The sequence below is a fragment of the Pseudomonas sp. KCJK9111 genome (genome assembly GCF_046231935.1).
Lineage (GTDB): Bacteria > Pseudomonadota > Gammaproteobacteria > Pseudomonadales > Pseudomonadaceae > Aquipseudomonas > Aquipseudomonas parafulva_B.
On sequence record NZ_JBJJMO010000078.1, the window covers coordinates 1 to 18,265 of the forward strand.

The 18,265-nt window shown below is 60.3% G+C and carries 12 protein-coding genes and 7 tRNA genes; 4 read left to right on the forward strand and 15 right to left on the reverse strand.

Annotation, left to right across the window (positions count from 1 at the left end; translation table 11 throughout):
- Together ACK59L_RS19405 and ACK59L_RS19410 are read left to right on the forward strand one after the other, a co-directional pair.
- The coding region (locus tag ACK59L_RS19405; protein WP_409275441.1) for a LysR family transcriptional regulator at positions 1–842 on the forward strand (842 nt) is incomplete at its 5' end.
- A 56-nt stretch (positions 843–898) separates the two neighbouring features.
- Positions 899–4,183 carry an EAL domain-containing protein gene (locus tag ACK59L_RS19410; protein ID WP_409275443.1) on the forward strand — a complete coding sequence of 1,095 codons (3,285 nt, stop codon included), beginning with the start codon at positions 899–901 and terminating at the stop codon, positions 4,181–4,183.
- A 54-nt stretch (positions 4,184–4,237) separates the two neighbouring features.
- Here the strand turns inward: ACK59L_RS19410 and ACK59L_RS19415 are convergent, their stop codons facing one another.
- From ACK59L_RS19415 to uvrB, 11 genes are all read right to left on the reverse strand, one after another.
- A complete protein-coding gene (locus tag ACK59L_RS19415) occupies positions 4,238–4,681 on the reverse strand; it encodes an Hsp20 family protein (RefSeq protein ID WP_027916483.1) in 444 nt (147 codons plus the stop codon).
- Positions 4,682–4,813: 132 nt separating this feature from the next.
- Positions 4,814–5,785 carry a tRNA dihydrouridine synthase gene (locus ACK59L_RS19420; RefSeq protein ID WP_409275445.1) on the reverse strand — a complete coding sequence of 324 codons (972 nt, stop codon included), beginning with the start codon at positions 5,783–5,785 and terminating at the stop codon, positions 4,814–4,816.
- A 50-nt stretch (positions 5,786–5,835) separates the two neighbouring features.
- Entirely contained in the window at positions 5,836–6,270 is a 435-nt protein-coding gene (locus tag ACK59L_RS19425) for an acyl-CoA thioesterase (RefSeq protein WP_409275447.1), read from the reverse strand.
- Positions 6,271–6,429: 159 nt separating this feature from the next.
- Positions 6,430–6,505 (reverse strand) — tRNA-Glu (locus ACK59L_RS19430).
- A gap of 42 nt (positions 6,506–6,547) precedes the next feature.
- Positions 6,548–6,623, reverse strand: a tRNA-Ala gene (locus ACK59L_RS19435).
- A gap of 51 nt (positions 6,624–6,674) precedes the next feature.
- Positions 6,675–6,750 (reverse strand) — tRNA-Glu (locus tag ACK59L_RS19440).
- A gap of 42 nt (positions 6,751–6,792) precedes the next feature.
- Positions 6,793–6,868, reverse strand: a tRNA-Ala gene (locus ACK59L_RS19445).
- A gap of 51 nt (positions 6,869–6,919) precedes the next feature.
- A tRNA-Glu gene (locus ACK59L_RS19450) sits at positions 6,920–6,995 on the reverse strand.
- 73 nt (positions 6,996–7,068) lie between these two features.
- A tRNA-Ala gene (locus tag ACK59L_RS19455) sits at positions 7,069–7,144 on the reverse strand.
- Positions 7,145–7,416: 272 nt separating this feature from the next.
- Positions 7,417–8,898, reverse strand: coding sequence for a glutamate--tRNA ligase (gene gltX / locus ACK59L_RS19460; protein WP_196137097.1), 1,482 nt, complete (start codon positions 8,896–8,898; stop codon positions 7,417–7,419).
- 174 nt (positions 8,899–9,072) lie between these two features.
- Positions 9,073–11,088: an excinuclease ABC subunit UvrB gene (gene uvrB, locus ACK59L_RS19465; protein ID WP_196137096.1), complete on the reverse strand. Its 2,016-nt coding sequence runs from the start codon at positions 11,086–11,088 to the stop codon at positions 9,073–9,075.
- Between the two features lie 282 nt (positions 11,089–11,370).
- Between uvrB and ACK59L_RS19470 the strand changes: the two genes are divergently transcribed.
- The gene (locus tag ACK59L_RS19470) at positions 11,371–12,567 is read left to right on the forward strand and encodes an amino acid aminotransferase (protein WP_409275450.1); all 1,197 of its coding nucleotides are present in this window, start codon (positions 11,371–11,373) and stop codon (positions 12,565–12,567) included.
- 61 nt (positions 12,568–12,628) lie between these two features.
- A tRNA-Asn gene (locus ACK59L_RS19475) sits at positions 12,629–12,704 on the forward strand.
- Between the two features lie 210 nt (positions 12,705–12,914).
- Here the strand turns inward: ACK59L_RS19475 and ACK59L_RS19480 are convergent.
- The 4 genes from ACK59L_RS19480 to ACK59L_RS19495 form a co-directional block, all read right to left on the reverse strand.
- Complete coding sequence (locus ACK59L_RS19480) at positions 12,915–15,848, reverse strand: dermonecrotic toxin domain-containing protein (RefSeq protein ID WP_409275451.1); 2,934 nt, start codon at positions 15,846–15,848, stop codon at positions 12,915–12,917.
- A gap of 123 nt (positions 15,849–15,971) precedes the next feature.
- Positions 15,972–16,538 carry a DUF1285 domain-containing protein gene (locus ACK59L_RS19485; protein ID WP_196137093.1) on the reverse strand — a complete coding sequence of 189 codons (567 nt, stop codon included), beginning with the start codon at positions 16,536–16,538 and terminating at the stop codon, positions 15,972–15,974.
- 9 nt (positions 16,539–16,547) lie between these two features.
- Positions 16,548–17,153, reverse strand: a complete 606-nt coding sequence (locus ACK59L_RS19490; protein ID WP_058605556.1) for a DUF4823 domain-containing protein — start codon at positions 17,151–17,153, stop codon at positions 16,548–16,550.
- A 100-nt stretch (positions 17,154–17,253) separates the two neighbouring features.
- Positions 17,254–17,889, reverse strand: a complete 636-nt coding sequence (locus tag ACK59L_RS19495) for a TetR/AcrR family transcriptional regulator (protein WP_058605557.1) — start codon at positions 17,887–17,889, stop codon at positions 17,254–17,256.
- Positions 17,890–18,265 lie beyond the last annotated feature (376 nt).

Genomic DNA, 18,265 nt, shown 5'->3' on the forward strand with positions numbered 1-18,265 from the left:
CGGAAACCGGCAGCTTTTCCAGTGCGGCAGAACGCCTGTACCTAACGCAGCCCGCTGTCAGCAAGCGCATTGCTGGCCTGGAGCAGCAGCTGAGCACACGGTTATTCGACCGCCTGGGGCGCGAGGTGACCTTGACCGAAGCCGGGCGGGCATTGTTGCCCAGGGCCTACCAGATCCTCAACGTACTGGAGGATACCCGACGGGCGCTGACCAATCTGTCAGGGGAAGTGGGGGGGCGCCTGACCCTGGCAACAAGCCATCACATCGGCCTGCACCGCCTCCCCCCACTGTTGCGGGCTTTCACCCGGCAATACCCGGCGGTGGCGTTGGATATTCAGTTCCTGGATTCGGAACAGGCCTACGATGAGATTCTGCATGGTCGAGCCGAACTCGCCGTCATTACCCTGGCACCTGAACCTCATCCCCTGATCAACGCTGTACCGGTATGGCAGGACGCGCTGGATTTCGTAGCCGCCCCGGAGCACCCATTGGCCAACAACGACGCCGTTACCCTTGCTGATGTGTCGTGCCACCCCGCCGTGTTTCCGGGGGGCAATACGTTCACCCACCACATTGTCCAGCGTCTGTTCGAAAGCCAAGGCCTGACACCGAACATCGCCATGAGCACCAACTACCTGGAAACCATCAAGATGATGGTATCGATCGGCCTGGCCTGGAGCGTGCTGCCGCGCACGATGCTTGACGAGCAGGTGGCGCCCATCGCCTTGCCCGGCATTGGGTTGTCCCGCCAGCTAGGCTACATTCTGCACACCGAGCGCACCCTGTCCAACGCCGCCAAGGCGTTCATGGCCCTGCTCGATGGCCATGCTGCAAGCGCCTGAATAGCCGTCTGCCCGGCCCCTTCAAGGATGTGTCCCATGCCAAAGGTCTGGTAACCATGCCCAAATCAGCAAACCGCTCCATGCGCCTGCCGCGTATCCATGCGGCAGACCCCGAGGCGTCGGAGCAGGCCTGGCAGAGTGCGCCGCAGCTGTTGGCTGCCCTGAACGGTGCGCGCCTGGGTGCGTGGCTTTGGGATATCGAAAGCGGCCGGGTAAGCTGGTCCCGCGGCACCCAGGCCCTGTTCGGTTTCGACCCGCTGCGCGCCCTGCCCGGAGACATCGATTACCTGGACCTGCTGGCCGAGGAGGACCGCGCGCGAACACGCAAGGCGTTTCAGGCGGTGTTCGATGGCGAACCGGTGGGGCGAGCCATGCGCCACCGCATTCGCTGGCCAGACGGCAGCCTGCATTGGCTGGAGATCAATGGCAGCCTGACCTGCGACCCGCACGGCAGACCGCAGATGATTGGGGTAGTGCGCGAGATCACGCGCCAGCGCGAGCGGGAAACTGCGCTGATGAACTCTGAAAAGCGCCTTGCTACCCTTTTCCACCTGAGCCCCAACGCCATTTTGTTGACCCGTCGTGAAGACGGCATGATCTTCGAAGTCAATCAGCACTTCGAAGATACGTTCGCCTGGCCCGCCAGCCAGGTCATCGGCCGCACCAGCGTGGCGCTGGGGTTGTGGGCCGACGCCGCACAACGCCAGCACATGCTCGATTCTTCTCGCCTGAGCGGCGGCCCGCTGACCATGGAGGTGCAGTTCCGCGGCAGCGACGGCAAGGTCCATGATGGCATCCTTTGCACCCAGGGCATCGAGCTCGAAGGCACCACCTATCAGCTCAGCACCTTCGTCGACACCACCGAGCGCAAGCGCGCGGACCTTGCCCTCAAGGACAGCCAGGAGCGCCTGGACCTTGCGCTGGACTCGGCGCAGCTGGGCACGTGGGACTGGCACATTCCCAGCGGCATGCTCTACGGTTCGGCGCGGGCTGCGCAACTGCACGGGCTGCCGCCAGTAGCCTTTCACGAGTCCTTCGATGCGTTTTTCGAAGGCGTTCCGGAACAGGAACGCCTCTCCATGCGCAAGGCCTACAGCAGCCTGCGCGAAGGGCCGGCCGGCAATTATCAGTTCACGTACCGGGTACAGTTGGAGAACGGCGTCTCGCGGTATATCGAAAGCCGTGCGCGCTTGTATCGCGACGAGCACGGCAACCCTCTGCGCATGGCGGGCACCCTGCTCGACATCACCGACCAGGTTGAACGCGAGCTTCGCCTCAGTGCCTCGGAAGAAAAGTTTGCCAGCCTGTTTCAAGTCAGCCCCGACCCGATCTGCGTGACGCGTCAGGACACGGGACAGTTCATCGAGATCAACCCCGCCTTTACTCACACCTTCGGTTGGACGACCGAGCAGTTGATCGGCCGCACGGCTCAGGAGATAGGCCTGTGGGCCGAATCTGCCCTGCGAGCCCACCGCATCGAGCGGGTCATCCGCGAGCAGGCCTTGAGCAACGTGGCGTTGGTCGTCCACCACCGCAGTGGCGAAGCCTTGACCTGCCTGATCTCCAGCCGCCTCATCACGGTCGACAACCAACCCTGCAGCGTCACCACGCTGCGCGACATCACTCAACAGCAGCGGGCAGAGGCTGCGCTCAAATCCAGCGAAGAGAAATTCGCCAAGGCGTTTCACTCAAGCCCGGACGCCATCACCATCACCGAATGCCTAACCGGGCGCTACCTGGAAATCAACGACGGTTTCTGCCGGCTGACTGGATACTCGGCGGGCGAAGTCGTCGGGCGCACCGTATTCGACATCGGAATCTGGACCGATGCGCAACAGCGAACCGCCCTGCTGGCTGAACTGCGCGAGCATGGCCGGGTACATCATCGGGAAATGCTGGGGCGCAACAAGCGCGGCGATCTCCTGACGGTAGAGGTGTCCGTGGAGCAGATCATGCTCAACGATGTAGAGTGCCTGCTGATGACCGCCCGGGACGTCAGCCAACTGAAACAAGCCCAGGCACAGATCCGCCACCTTGCCTACCATGACCCGCTGACCAATCTCCCAAACCGTGCCCTGCTGATGGAGCGGCTGGGTCAGCAGATTGCCCTGCTCAAGCGGCGCGACTTGCGTGGCGCCCTGCTTTTCCTCGACCTGGATCATTTCAAGCACATCAACGACTCGCTGGGCCACCCGGTCGGTGATGCCGTGCTCAAGATCATCACGGCCAGGCTTGAGGCCAGTGTACGTGTGGAGGACACCGTGGCACGGCTGGGTGGTGACGAGTTCGTGGTACTGCTCAGTGGCCTGGAAGGCAATCGTGATGAGGTGGAGGATACGGTTCGCCAGCTGGCTGACACCGTACGCGCCCTATTGGCCCAGCCCATGTCACTCGACGGCCAGCGTTTGCAGGTGACCCCCAGCATTGGCGTGGCTTTGATCCCGGATCACGGCACAACCCCAGCCGATCTGCTCAAACGCGCCGACATCGCGCTTTACCGCGCCAAGGACTCCGGGCGCAACACGACTCAACTGTTTCACGCCACCATGCAGAAGGCGGCCAGCGAACGCCTGCGCATGGAGAGTGATCTACGCCTGGCGCTGGCCCGTGGCGAAATGGCCTTGCATTACCAACCACAGGTCGACGCGCGCGACAAACGGATCGTCGGTGCCGAGGTGCTGCTACGCTGGCACCACCCTCAACTCGGCCAGCAGTCGCCGGGCCAGTTCATCCAGGTCCTGGAGGAAAGCGGGTTGATTCTGGAGGTGGGCAACTGGGTCCTCGATGAGGCGTGCGTTGCCTGCGCCCACCTGCTGGCAGACGGCTTGATCGATGTCGACGATTTCAGCCTGTGCGTCAACATCAGCCCGCGGCAATTTCGCCAGAAAGATTTTGTTGGCCGCGTCTTGCGCAGCCTCGACGACAGTCAACTGCCCAGGAAACTGCTCAAGCTCGAGATCACCGAAGGTATCGTCATCCAGAACCTGGAAGACACCATTGCCAAGATGCGGGAGTTGCAAAGGCATGGGGTAACGTTTGCAATGGACGACTTCGGCACAGGGTACTCCTCGCTGACCTACCTCAAACGCCTTCCTATCGATGCCCTGAAGATCGACCAGACGTTCGTCCGTGACGTGACGATAGACCCCAACGATGCTGAAATCGTCCGCGCCATCGTGGCCATGGCGCTTAGCCTTGGGCTTGCGGTAATCGCCGAGGGTGTAGAGCTGGCCGAACAGCTGGCGTTTCTGGAAAAACTGGGGTGTCACCTGTACCAGGGCTACCTGCACAGCCGACCTTTGCCACTGCAGGCGTTTAGGCAACTGTTGCAAGCGCCCTGACCAGCACAACGCAAGAAGGGCACCCTAGGGTGCCCTTCTTGGTGATGCGCTGGATCAATTCAGCGCGGGTTGCTCGCCGTTGATCGGGATGCGTTTGGCCTTGGCTTCTTCTGGCACGATACGCAGCAGATCAATGCTGAGCAGACCGTTGGCCAAGCCAGCAGCCTTGACCTCGATGTGGTCAGCCAGGCGGAAGGAGAGCTTGAAGGCGCGCTGGGCAATGCCCTGGTGCAGGTATGTCACTTCTGCCGAGCCATTGTCACGCTTGCCACCGGTAACGGTGAGCACGCCTTTTTCGACCTGAAGGTCGAGATCCTCTTCCTGGAAACCAGCCGCGGCAACCACGATGCGGTACTGGTCATCACCGTGCTTTTCCACGTTGTAGGGCGGGTAGCTGCTACCGGCCTCATTACGGGCCGCGGATTCGAACAGGTCATTGAAGCGGTCGAAACCAACGGAGTGGCGGAACAGTGGTGCAAGAGAGAAAGCGGTAGTCATGGTCATAACTCCTGAGATATCAGCAAGTAAGTCATTACGCGACCCGAATTCGGCATCGCGTACTCAAGAGATATGGCCCATCAATGTGCTTTCAAGGGCAGTGCCAAAAAAAATTTCGGCTGTGCCAGGCGGTCACGCTACCTGTGCTTCATCTGCCGTCGGCGTCAGGCCAAGCAAGCGCCCGATGCGCGCGCAGTCATCTTCGCGGCGCAGCTCGGCAAACAGCAGCACGGCCTCGGGGTAGCTGCGCGTCAACATGGCGACCCACTGCTTCATGCGTCCCGGGGCGTAACGGGGTGACAGTTTGGCCTGGGCCTGACGCCAGAATGCCTGAAGTAGCGGCAGCAGTTGATCCCAGCCCATGGCCTGGTAGGGCGTCCCGGCATTGGCGGCGGCGATCTGCACACCCAGGTCAGGGCGAGACACCAGGCCACGCCCCAGCATGATGTGCTCGGCGCCGCTGACTTCCCGGCAACGACGCCAGTCCTCGACTGTCCAGATCTCGCCATTGGCATACACCGGCACCTTGACCACGTCCTGCACGCGCGCCACCCATTCCCAATGCGCGGGTGGCTTGTAGCCTTCAACCTTGGTCCGCGCATGCACCACCAAATGGGCCGCCCCGCCCTCGGCCAGGGCCACGCCACAGTCCAGCGCCCCGTCCGGGCTGTCAAAACCCAGGCGCATCTTGGCGGTGACGGGGATCGAGGCAGGCACCGCGCGCCGGACCTCGCGGACAATGGCGTGAAGCAGCTCAGGCTCCTTGAGCAGCACCGCCCCGCCCCGGGACTTGTTCACCGTCTTGGCAGGGCAGCCAAAGTTGAGGTCGATTACCGGGGCGCCCAACTCGCAGGCCAATGCAGCGTTATCGGCAAGGCACACCGGGTCAGACCCCAGCAGTTGCACACGCATGGGCACCCCTGCCGCCGTATGCGCGCCGTTGCTCAGCTCGGGGGCCAGTTTATGGAACGAAGAAGCTGGCAGCAGACGATCACAGACGCGGATGAATTCGCTGACGCACCAATCGACGCCGCCTACGCGGGTCAGCACGTCTCGCAGAATGTTGTCGACCAGCCCCTCCATCGGGGCCAGAGCAATTTGCATGGAATGATCTCGGCGCAAAAGGCGGCAGTCTAGCAAAATTTGCGCATGCTTCAGGCTGGGATCAGCGCTGGCGCGTAACCTTCCAGAAATTCGGCAGGCATGCGCTTGGGTTTGCCGGTAGAGAGCTCGATACAGGCAAAGGTGGTCCGGGCGCGGAGCAATACCACCCCATCGCGCGCACGGCGCAGCTGAAAGCGTCGGGTCATGCGCAGACGCAGGTCCCAGTCGACGATCCAGGTGGCTAATTCCAATTCGTCACCTTCGTAAGCGGCGGCGAGGTAATCGATTTCGTGACGGACCACCGCCATGGCGCGATCAAGCCGGCGATACGCCGCCAGGTCCAACCCCAGGCGTTGGGAATGCCGCCAGGCGCACCGCTCCAGCCAGGTGACGTAGACGGCATTGTTGGCATGCCCCAGGCCATCGATGTCTTCGCTGCCGACATGCACGTCGATGATGAAAGGTGTGGGCAGGTCCCAGCTCATGTTGATGTCCCAAGGGCAAAAAAGGGATTTAGCAGTGAGCGAACGAGAAATGTCTACCCCAGAACGGAGGGCGGCGTTGGGATTTTTTCGGTAGAAAAAACAAAAGGCCCATTCAATATGCGAATGAGCCTTTAAAGTCCCGCAAAACGCGGGTAAACATGGCGTCCCCTAGGGGACTCGAACCCCTGTTACCGCCGTGAAAGGGCGGTGTCCTAGGCCACTAGACGAAGGGGACGTAACCTTCGCAAAAGTCTGCAATGCAAACCCTGGCAGTAATTGGTGGAGCTAAGCGGGATCGAACCGCTGACCTCCTGCATGCCATGCAGGCGCTCTCCCAGCTGAGCTATAGCCCCAGATTTTTAGCCTCGCGGCCCAGCACTGTCGAAACACTGCTTGTGTAAAACTGGCGTCCCCTAGGGGACTCGAACCCCTGTTACCGCCGTGAAAGGGCGGTGTCCTAGGCCACTAGACGAAGGGGACATAACCTTCGCAAAAGTCTGCAATGCAAACCCTGGCAGTAATTGGTGGAGCTAAGCGGGATCGAACCGCTGACCTCCTGCATGCCATGCAGGCGCTCTCCCAGCTGAGCTATAGCCCCAGATTTTTAGCCTCGCGGCCCAGCACTGTCGAAACACTGCTTGTATAAAACTGGCGTCCCCTAGGGGACTCGAACCCCTGTTACCGCCGTGAAAGGGCGGTGTCCTAGGCCACTAGACGAAGGGGACGAACCTTCTTACCTTCAAGAACGTGCTGCTGGTGCCCGTTCTACGTGCCAGCCATTGGCTGACAACAGGAATTTGGTGGAGCTAAGCGGGATCGAACCGCTGACCTCCTGCATGCCATGCAGGCGCTCTCCCAGCTGAGCTATAGCCCCACATAGTCACGCTGAACCGATACGCTGGCTGGGTGCCTGGCATTTCGTTTATGTTCATCGCTGTGGACGGGGCGCATATTAAGATCCAGGTGCAGGCCTGTCAAACTAAATCTTCAAAAAAACCAAAAGTTTTTTCACAGATAACAATCACTTACCGCCCTGCCCCGCAATATCGGCCGATCAGCGGGGTCAGAACAGTCTTCAGCCCTGGATCATTGCGCGCGAGACCGGCAGACCGTCATGCAAACGACAGCCTGCCCGCCTTCCTCATCTCAAGCGATGGTAGCCAGCTGCTTTTCCCATTCCTTGTTTTCTTTCTTGGAAACACCGCCCAGCAAATCCAATGCCTGACGCAGACGATAGCGGGTCAAGTCAGGGCCGAGGATTTCCATGGCATCGAGCACCGACACCGAGCTTGCCTGCCCGGTAATGGCGGCGAACATCAAGGGCATGGCGTCACGCAGCTTCAGTTCCAATGCATCGACCACGCACTGGATGCAACCGGTGATGCGCTCTTTTTCCCATTGACGCAGACTCTCGAGCTTCCACAGGATCAATTGCAGGACCTGGCGCACCTGATCGGCCGACAACTTCTTGCTTTCGAACAACTTGGCGTCAAGCTTCAGTGCACCTTCGAAGAAGAACCCGCCCAGGGGCACCACCTGACTGAACGTTTCAACCCGGCCCTGCACATGCGGCGCGATCTTCATCATGTATTCGCTGTTGAACGCCCACTTCTGCAGGCGCTGGGCAAAGGCCTCCACCGGGAGCTCACGCAGCCATTGGCCGTTGAGCCAGGAGAGCTTCTCGATGTCGAAGATCGGCCCGCCCAGCGAAACGCGGGACAGGTCGAAATGCTCCACCATCTCGGCCAGCGAGAACTTCTCGCGCTCATCGGGCATGGACCAACCCATCCGGCCCAGGTAATTGAGCATGGCCTCGGGCATGAAGCCCATGCGCTCGTAGAAGGTCACCGACGTCGGGTTCTTGCGCTTGGAAAGCTTGGACTTGTCCGGGTTACGCAGCAGGGGCATGTAGCACAGCTTGGGTTGCTCCCAACCGAAGTACTCGTACAACTTGATCAACTTGGGCGCCGACGGCAGCCACTCTTCACCGCGCAGTACGTGGGTGATGCCCATCAGGTGATCATCGACCACGTTGGCGAGGAAGTACGTGGGCAGGCCATCGTTTTTCATCAACACTTGCATGTCCATGCGATCCCACGGGATCTCCACGTCGCCGCGCAGCATGTCCGGCACCACGCACACACCCTCGGTGGGCACTTTCATACGGATCACATGGGGCTCGCCTGCGTCCAGGCGGCGCTGCACTTCATCGGCGCTCAGCAGCAGTGCACGCCCGTCGTAACGAGGCGTCTCGCCGCGGGCCTGCTGTTCGGCGCGCATCTGCTCCAGCTCCTCGGCGGTGCAGAAGCAGTAGAACGCATGACCGGCGTCGACCAGCTGCTTGGCATACTGGGCGTAGATTTCACCGCGCTCGCTCTGCCGATACGGGCCATGCGGGCCACCCACGTCCGGGCCCTCGTTCCATTCGATACCCAGCCAACGCAACGCATCGAAGATCTGCTGCTCTGACTCGCGCGTGGAGCGCAGCTGATCGGTGTCTTCGATGCGCAGGATGAACTCGCCGCCGTGCTGCTTGGCGAAGCAGTAGTTGAACAGGGCGATGTAAGCGGTGCCGACATGGGGGTCGCCGGTAGGCGATGGCGCGATACGCGTGCGTACGGTGGTCATGGGAGTCTCGAACGGAAGATGAAACAAAGCCTCGATGTTAGCAGGTGGCGGGCACCGGGCTCCAGCGATGCCGTTAACCTGAGCCTGCCCTCATGATGCCGCGCCCTCGGTATGGCCTACCGTGGGCGGCTTGCGTGGAGGGCGATGTCGCCTGCTAATGCAGGCCACCAGGCATCAACTAGCGATCAGGCGATCTCGCAGCTGGGTGATCTCGTCACGCAACTGGGCAGCGGCTTCGAACTCCAGGTCACGGGCATACTGCATCATCTTGTCTTCGAGCTGCTTGATACGCTTGGTGATCTCGCCTGGGGTGCGCAACTCGGCTTCGTAGCGCGCGCTCTCCTCCGCCGCCTTGGCCATCCCCTTGCGTTTTTTGCTGCGAGCGCCCGGGACGGTTGCACCCTCAAGGATATCGGTGATGTCCTTGACCACACTCTTGGGCACGATACCGTGCGCTTGGTTGAAGGCGATCTGTTTTTCTCGACGCCGCTCGGTCTCGTCAATGGCCCGCTGCATCGAACCGGTGATGGCGTCAGCATACAGAATCGCCCGGCCATTGAGGTTGCGCGCAGCACGGCCAATGGTCTGGATCAGCGAACGTTCGGAGCGCAGGAAGCCTTCCTTGTCCGCGTCCAGAATGGCAACCAGCGAAACCTCGGGCATGTCCAAACCTTCGCGCAGCAGGTTGATGCCGACCAGTACATCGAACGTGCCCAGCCGCAAGTCGCGGATGATCTCGACCCGCTCCACGGTGTCGATGTCGGAGTGCAGGTAACGGACCCGTACGTCATGGTCTGCCAGGTAATCGGTCAAGTCCTCGGACATGCGCTTGGTCAATGTGGTGGCCAACACGCGCTCGCCAAGGGCCACACGCTTGCGGATCTCCGACAGCAGGTCATCTACCTGGGTCAGCGCAGGGCGTATTTCGATCTGCGGGTCGACCAGACCTGTCGGACGCACTACCTGCTCGACGACGCGCCCAGCATGGGTCTCTTCGTAGGGGCCGGGCGTTGCGGATACGAAGATGGTCTGCGGACTGACGCTCTCCCATTCGTCGAAGCGCATGGGGCGATTATCCAGCGCCGACGGCAGACGAAACCCGTACTCCACCAGCGTTTCCTTGCGCGAACGGTCCCCTTTGTACATGGCACCCACCTGGGGAACGCTGACGTGCGATTCATCGATGACCAGCAGCGCATCGGCGGGCAGGTAGTCATACAGCGTAGGCGGCGGTGCACCTGCAGGACGACCGGACAAATAGCGAGAGTAGTTTTCGATACCGTTGCAGTAACCCAGCTCCATGATCATTTCCAGGTCAAAGCGGGTACGCTGCTCAAGACGCTGGGCCTCCACGAGCTTGTTGGCCTTGTGCAGGTACTCAAGCCGGTCGGCCAATTCTTCCTTGATGCCTTCCACCGCCTGAAGCAGCGTTTCTCGCGGCGTCACGTAGTGGCTCTTGGGGTAGAACGTGAACCTTGGCAACTTGCGCAGGATTTCGCCCGTCAGCGGATCGAACGCGGCGATGTTTTCCACCTCGTCGTCGAACAGCTCGACACGGATGGCTTCGAGGTCCGATTCGGCCGGGTAGATATCGATGACATCCCCACGCACACGGAAGGTGGCACGGGCGAAGTCCATTTCATTGCGGGTGTACTGCAAGTCGGCCAGCCGGCGTAGCAGCGCGCGCTGGTCGAGCTTGTCGCCCCGGTCGATGTGCAGCACCATCTTGAGGTAGGTTTCAGGGCTGCCCAGGCCGTAGATGCAGGACACGGTGGTGACGATGATTGCGTCACGCCGTTCGAGCAGCGCTTTGGTGGCGGAAAGGCGCATCTGCTCGATATGGTCGTTGATCGAGGCATCCTTCTCGATGAAGGTGTCCGATGAGGGCACATAGGCTTCGGGCTGATAGTAGTCGTAGTAGGAGACGAAGTACTCCACCGCATTGTTGGGGAAGAAGGCCTTGAATTCGCCGTACAACTGCGCCGCCAGCGTCTTGTTCGGTGCCAGGACCAACGTGGGGCGCTGCACCTGCTGGATCACGTTGGCGATGCTGAAGGTCTTGCCAGAGCCGGTCACGCCCAGCAAAGTCTGGTGCGCCAACCCCGCCTCGATGCCCTCGACCATTTGCCGAATGGCCTCTGGCTGATCGCCTGCTGGCTGGAACCGGGTGACGAGCTGGAACTCGGACATGTCGAACCTCGCGGTGCTGCACTGTAAATTTAGCCAGTAGTCTATACCCAAATTGGCACGCTGGGGGACGCTTTGAAGGCCCAACGGTGACCCCGTGTTACGGTGGACAGGGCAAAGGCTGCAAGGGTCGAAAATTTTTTGCGCAAATAGTCGTAAAAGCGGCGTCGCAGTGTCGCAGTGACCGTGCCGGATCACTATACTGACTCCCCGTTTGTGCCCCGCTTCAGTGCATTCGGCTGGAGCGGATACTCCCCTTACACTCCTATCCGAGCCAAGGTAACAATGAGCCTGTTTTCCGCTGTCGAGCTGGCACCCCGCGACCCTATCCTGGGCCTCAACGAAGCATTCAATGCCGACCCACGCACCGACAAGGTGAACCTTGGGGTGGGCGTCTACTGCAATGAGGAAGGCCGCATTCCGCTGCTGCGAGCCGTGATCGAAGCCGAGACCCAGCGTGCCGCCCAGCACGCCTCGCGTGGCTACCTGCCGATCGACGGCATCGCGACCTATGACCAAGCGGTGCAGAAACTGTTGTTCGGTGCCCAGTCCCCATTGCTGGCCGATGGCCGGGTGGTTACCGTCCAGGCAGTGGGCGGTACGGGCGCACTGAAGATCGGCGCCGACTTCCTCAAGCGCGTATCCCCCGAGGCCGTGGTCGCCATCAGCGATCCTAGCTGGGAAAACCACCGCGCGCTGTTCGAGTCAGCGGGCTTCCCGGTTCATACCTATCGTTACTATGACGCCCCGACCAACGGCGTGAATCGGGCTGGCATGCTCGAGGACCTCGAAGCATTGCCCGCTGGCTCCATCGTGGTGCTCCACGCCTGCTGCCACAACCCGACCGGGGTGGACCTGGACCTGGAAGACTGGAAGAACGTCCTGCAAGTGGTCAAGGCCAAAGGTCATGTGCCCTTCCTGGACATGGCTTACCAAGGCTTTGGAGACGGCATCGCCGAGGACGCCTTTGCCGTGCGCCTGTTTGCCGAGTCGGGCCTTGAGTTCTTCGTCTCCAGCTCGTTCTCCAAATCGTTCTCCTTGTACGGTGAGCGCGTGGGCGCACTGTCGATCGTGACGGCGTCCAAAGACGAAAGCACCCGCGTCCTGTCCCAGGTCAAGCGGGTCATCCGTACCACCTACTCCAACCCGCCTACCCACGGCGCCACGATCGTGGCGACGGTGCTCAACAGCACAGAGTTGCGGCAGATGTGGGAAACCGAGCTGGCAGAAATGCGCGAGCGCATTCATGGTATGCGCAAGCAGATGGTCGAGTTGCTGGCCCATCATGGTGCCAAGCGCGACTTCAGCTTCGTGGGTCGCCAGGTCGGCATGTTCTCCTACTCGGGCCTGACCGTGGAGCAAGTGGCCCGGCTGAAGAACGAGTTCGGCATCTACGCACTGGACACTGGCCGCATAGCCGTGGCTGCGCTGAACCAGAGTAATATCCATGTGGTGACCAAAGCCATCGTTGAGGTGCTGTAACTGATTGATTTCGCAGGGGTGACTTGACTTACCCCTGCTGTTGAGTAAGATACGTGCACATTCCGCGATAGCTCAGTCGGTAGAGCAAATGACTGTTAATCATTGGGTCCCTGGTTCGAGTCCAGGTCGCGGAGCCAGATAATCAAGACCCTTCACAGGGTTTTGAAAAGAATCCAGAACCGCCGCTTTGAGGGATGCTGTCGAAACAGACATACCCAAAGCGGCTTTTTTGTGCCTGACGTCGATATGCCTGGGCCAGTGCTCATTGTTCGGTCAGCACGGCACGGGTGCCGTTCAAACGCTCAATGAGGCGTAGGCCATATCCACGTCTCCAGCCCATCGACGCATCACGTCAACACATACCGTAATCCATGCTGCTCCAGCAGGGTCCGCATTTCTCGCAGGCTGGCTAGCCGTCGCTCACTGATCCATGGCCACTCGGGCCGCCGGATATGAAAACGCTCGCCTTCTTGGACGATGGGCGTAGACACCAACCCGCCCGCGCGGCTGCGATGCACCAACTGCAACTGGCCATCAGTGCTCTCGAACGTGAATGTACCGGTATGCCGGAGCATGACCGACATTTCCTCACCAGCTGGCTTCGCCGCTTTAATTGCTACTTGCAAACGAAGATCGCTCCTGACCCGGCGTACCTCCATGGCCTCATCAATGGCTGCCAGTCCAGGATCGGCACCAATGCCGCCGGGCAGACCCACCTCAATATCCTCGACGCGCAAGCTGATTGCCCCCTGAAGTTCGCTTACGCCGCGCACGCCTTCGAAATCGCTGGCGTGGCTATTTCCCATCAGCGCAACCCACCGGCTCGGGCCTCGCACCGCCTGGTCCGCCTCGATGATTTCATGCGCGTAAAAGTTCATCATTTGCTGGCGGATCACCGCCGATGGCGGGTTGGCCCAAGCCTGGCGATAACTGGCCATGCAGTCGATGGACTGGATACGGATGCCGGCCTTCTGCGCCGCAATCAGCACGTTGCGAAACGAGTAGCGGCTCGCCAGATCGACTCCATGACCTTCATCCAGATCATTCACATAGGTGCTCAACCGGGCGGGCATCTTGCCCGAGCGGTTGAATACATCAAGGTCAGCCTGATGGAAGTCGGTCATGAAATGCTCAACGTAGAGCACCTTGATTTTTTCGCGCTTGAGCACAGGCATGTTGTCTATCAGAAACTGCTTGCTGCCCAGCCCCGAATGGCTTTCACCGATGACCAGCCCTTCGCTGTTCTGGTAGAGGCTGCGGATGATCAGCTTGGCACTGGCATCACGAGGCAGAGTCGGTATTGCAGGCCGCGCGGGCGGTATGACATTTTCAAGATAACCGACGGCGTCGGTGGCAAGCGCGTCGCGGCTGGCACGGAATGCCCGGTAGCTTGCTTCTACCTGAGGGTCTAAGCTGCCCATGATTCCACTCAGCGCGCGCTCCTTCCCCGGGGCATTGGCGGCGGCCTCAAGCAGAGGACGCGTTTCGCTCGGAATCTCGTAGGGCGTTGCAGGCAGCGGCTGCACGGCAGGCGCATCGCTTCGCCGCCCCCATGCCCCGAGCAATTTGCGGGGCAGCCCGCCACCCTGTAAACCCGAGCGCTGTAGAGGCTGCCACTGGCCGTCTGCTGTCATGCGGATGGGCAGGTTGCGATAGAACGAGTATGGATTCTCCGGGTCGATGACCACCCAGCTGCCCATCTGCTGCACATAACGGACCTCGAAGGGTCGCTCGTCAATCAGCGCATAGAACTTGCCATTCTGCCGATAGATACCCTCCTGCCTGCCACTCCCGGCTTCAGCGCTGAGGATGATATTGGTTTCAAAAGGCGCCAGCAGGTCTTGCTGGTCAACCGGCCGGAATGGCTCAGGTACCCAAGCTTCAATCTCGGCGGATGTCGCGGGGGCCGCCTCCTCTGCCTCAGTGGCCAGGGAGTCGCCCTCAGGCACCGGTGGATCGATCAGCGTTTCCTCGCCGCCTGCGCCTACGGCACCGGCCAGCATGGCGGCGTTGAACAAGGTGTCGATGGCTGCGAAAATCGCACCGGTCACGCCGGCCTGCCGCTCGCTCGTGGTATGACCGTTGACAGCTTGGTCGATGTTCAGCCCCATATCCGCAAGCCCCGCGCCAACCACCGCCAATGCAATCGGCCAGTCGACAGCTGCCATGGGCCCTGCTAGCTGGCCGAAGGCCTTGAGATAGCCGATCCACAGTTGTTTACGCAGGTCGGCGTTGCTGCGCAGGGCGAACTGCGCGTCGTCGGTCATGCGCTGGTGCGCGGCGTCGCGCAGATGACCGAACGCATCGCCTGTGAGGGTGGAATCGAGCTGATTGAGGCACTTGTGATCATCACCGCCCCAATTGAAGAACAGTAGATCGATCAAGTGATTGAGGCCGAGGCGATCATCTTTTTGCGCGCGGCTGGACAACGGGAAGTGCGCCATGAAGCGCGCCCGGTTTTCGGCTTCGTTGGTATTGTTCAATACCCACCAGTAAAGGTCCTGACGCGTTGGGAAAAAGTGCAGGGCTTCCGTTTCACCTGGGGTGTACAGCAGTTGCGAACCATCCTCCAGCACAATGCGCAGAAAGTCGCTGGCAACATGCCCGCCAATGTCGAAGGTACACACGCGATAACCCGCGGCTGGCGGTACAACTGCCTGAAGTTGCTCCAACGTGGGTGATGCGATATCAAGACCCGTCAGCGCCGTGGCGACACGGCGAACGAGCTGGGCCAACGCGGTACTGCTGTCGGCCGCGCACATCTCGATCACCTTGGCGAGGAAGTTGACCTTCGCCAGTACGCGAAAATGCTCAGCATGTTCTTGCCAGAACGCCTGGAGCCTATGGTGGAACTGGGCACTGAAGTCGACTTGCCAGAAATCCTCGAGCACAGCTTGGGGCTCCAAACGGATCTCATTGTGCTCGTCATAGAAACCGGGGCCAGGGCCATTACTGTAAAAGCCGGTCAGATAACTGAGCAGGTCGCTGTTGTCCTGGTCATGAACGTCGAAACGGTGCATGACCAACTGCGGCAGTGTGAAGGATTGGACTGGCGGGTCCAGGTGCTGCCAGCCGCTGAAGGTGCGAGGGCTGCTCTGGGCGGTATCGAAACGGTTGAGGTAGACGTGGTCAGGGTCTAGGTGCGACAAGTTGTGTTTTCTCAACAGCGCCACGGCGGTGTCCCGGGCCGACTGGCGCATATCGGGGCAGGCTGCCACAAGTGGAGCTGCGATGGCGCGTAGCTGGGATTCGGCGTGCGGGGTCAGAATCTGCAGGCCCATGGTTAAGTTCCTCAAGGTGTATGAAGCCGTGAGGTTGAGCCGTTACAGTGTTTTTGGAGCGCTAGTTATCAACCACCTTCCACACGGCCTTCATCCTCCGTGAAACCTGCGGTGAAGCGTAAGTCAGGGGTGATCCACCTGCCCTATGGGGTAGAACTCACCTCGGCTCCACACGCCCAGCCATTGCTGATCTGCGATTTGCCGCGCAACGGCCAACTCGACCAGTTGATAGAAGACATTGCGGTGAATCAACGCCTCAAGATTGCTGCGCATCAGCACATAAGGTGAAGGCGCTTGGGTGACGGGGTCAGTCACTACCCGCAGCGGATGGTCAGGACCTGCTTCGACCTGATCATCCACATTGTTGGTGAAGCGCAACACCTGCTGCTCCCCCTCCCCCGTCACATCCAGGGCCACGGCCACAAACGGCGCGTCATCAACTGTGATGCCGACCTTCTCGACCGGCGTCACCAGAAAGTAATCATCCCCGTCGCGGCGGATGATCGAAGAAAAGAGCTTTACCATCGGTTTGCGGCCGATAGGCGTACCCAAGTAGTACCAGGTCCCGTCCCGTGCGATACGCATGTCGATGTTGCCGCAGAAATCGGGGTTCCAGAGGTGCACAGGCGGCAAGCCCTTGGACGTTGGAAGCTGCGTCAGCAGGTCATTGGCCTTGCCCGTCTCATTCATCGCGGTGCCTCACCGACTCATGCCAAGAAGGCTACGAGCGTACTCGCGCATGGGCGCCGCAAGCAAATCCCTGGGCGTCTGGTCATGGAACGTCAACAAACCGCCACGGCTTTTGATACGGACCGTGTCTATCAGGTAGCGGGTACTGGTTTCGATGAGCATCATCTGTACCACGCCGCTATCCCAACCCAGTCGGTCCACGGCCTGTTCGTCATACCACTCGTCCCCATTGCCTATGCGGTCATCGGTGCGAGCGAAACGGGTATAGAGCACGTAGTCGGCCCCAAATGAGCGTGCCTGCGCGATCGCCTCTTCCAGACCCAGCGGTGCCTCGGCACGGCGTACCATCGGGAAATACTCGACGAAGCTTTTGAAGGCCTCTTCGGCCACCGCATTGTGCTGCGGAACAGGGCCTTTGCCGGGCGGCACGAATGCACCTTGCCCAATGAAGATGAAGGAATCGGGCTGCAGCCGAATCGACAGCGTACGACGGGTATCGCTGTGATCCAGCAGGCCGGCATCGCTCATGTGATAGCGGACACCTTCCCCCATATCACTCACTTTCATGCACCCGCCCAACGCCGCAAGCGTCAGCACCAAGACCAGGCTCCGCATCATTCCTCCAGTGGCCGGCGTCAAAAAAGCCGGCGAATGGCTGACGAATGCAGCTTTTGCGCCAGCTTTGATTTGATCGCCAGCGTGGGCCGGTGCTGACTCAATTGGCGGGGTCGGGGTCGCGCTTGCGTTTATTGCCCATGCGTACGCCGATGTCCATCAGGAACTGGAAGAAGCCTTCCTGATCTTCCAGCACATTGCTCCAGAACGGGGAGTGATAGAGCGCTACAGCCCCATGGACCAGTGCCCAGGCGGCGCAATAGTGGAAATAAGGGGGTACATCTTCAAGCTTGCCCTCACTGATGCGGCCTTTGATCAGTTGCGTAAGGCGATCGAAGTTGGAGGCGCGAATACTATGCAGTTGCTCGACCAGTTCCGGCACCTGGTTACCCTTGACGACCTTCTCCTCCAGACGATCGAAGAGCCTGTAGCGTTGCGGGTCGCGCATGCGAAATTCGAAGTAGGCGCGCGACAGGGCTTCCTTGTCGCGGTCCACATCGGCCGAGTGCAGCAGCTCATTGAGGTCGCGCTCATAGTCCAGCATCAGGCGCAGATAAATTTCTGCCTTGGACTTGAAATGCTTGTAGATCGTGCCTTTGCCGATACCCACGGCGTCGGCGATCATTTCGACGGTGACGCTGTCCTCGCCTTGCTCGAGGAACAGCTTGAGGGCGGTGTCTAGGATTTCCTGTTCGCGACGGCGAAACTCACGGACCTTACGAGGTTCTTTCTGCATGGGAAGGACTGGCTGACGATCGAAGCGGATTATTATGCCTAACTTGCGCGAAATTGCACGGATCATCCGTGGTCATCTCGGTTTGTACTGGTGTGCGGGGCATCTCGATCGTTGGCAGCTTGGCCTGGGGTATTCCAAATCTGTTTAAAAAACGATCAGTTTTGGCTGGCATTGTGCGTAGCCTGGGCGATACTCAAAGGGTCGTCGCGGCGCATCCCCCCGAGTGACGCGGCGATAAAGGTACTCAGGGACCGCGTACCTTTGTTCTACTCCTAATGGTCTTAACCCGGATTCCTCCCCCAGAAGCCGGGTTTTTTTTGGGTAAGGTGTTTGAGGCAGGTCCGCCATCTCCCCGCTACCCCGCTACCCCGCGACC

Bases quoted from the DNA above. Each gene is read 5' to 3' on its own strand.
- ACK59L_RS19410 (WP_409275443.1), top strand. From the start codon at position 899: ATGCCCAAATCAGCAAACCGCTCCATGCGCCTGCCGCGTATCCATGCG.
- ACK59L_RS19415 (WP_027916483.1), bottom strand. From the start codon at position 4,681: ATGACTACCGCTTTCTCTCTTGCACCACTGTTCCGCCACTCCGTTGGT.
- ACK59L_RS19420 (WP_409275445.1), bottom strand. From the start codon at position 5,785: ATGCAAATTGCTCTGGCCCCGATGGAGGGGCTGGTCGACAACATTCTG.
- ACK59L_RS19425 (WP_409275447.1), bottom strand. From the start codon at position 6,270: ATGAGCTGGGACCTGCCCACACCTTTCATCATCGACGTGCATGTCGGC.
- gltX (WP_196137097.1), bottom strand. From the start codon at position 8,898: ATGACCACCGTACGCACGCGTATCGCGCCATCGCCTACCGGCGACCCC.
- uvrB (WP_196137096.1), bottom strand. From the start codon at position 11,088: ATGTCCGAGTTCCAGCTCGTCACCCGGTTCCAGCCAGCAGGCGATCAG.
- ACK59L_RS19470 (WP_409275450.1), top strand. From the start codon at position 11,371: ATGAGCCTGTTTTCCGCTGTCGAGCTGGCACCCCGCGACCCTATCCTG.
- ACK59L_RS19480 (WP_409275451.1), bottom strand. From the start codon at position 15,848: ATGGGCCTGCAGATTCTGACCCCGCACGCCGAATCCCAGCTACGCGCC.
- ACK59L_RS19485 (WP_196137093.1), bottom strand. From the start codon at position 16,538: ATGAATGAGACGGGCAAGGCCAATGACCTGCTGACGCAGCTTCCAACG.
- ACK59L_RS19490 (WP_058605556.1), bottom strand. From the start codon at position 17,153: ATGCGGAGCCTGGTCTTGGTGCTGACGCTTGCGGCGTTGGGCGGGTGC.
- ACK59L_RS19495 (WP_058605557.1), bottom strand. From the start codon at position 17,889: ATGCAGAAAGAACCTCGTAAGGTCCGTGAGTTTCGCCGTCGCGAACAG.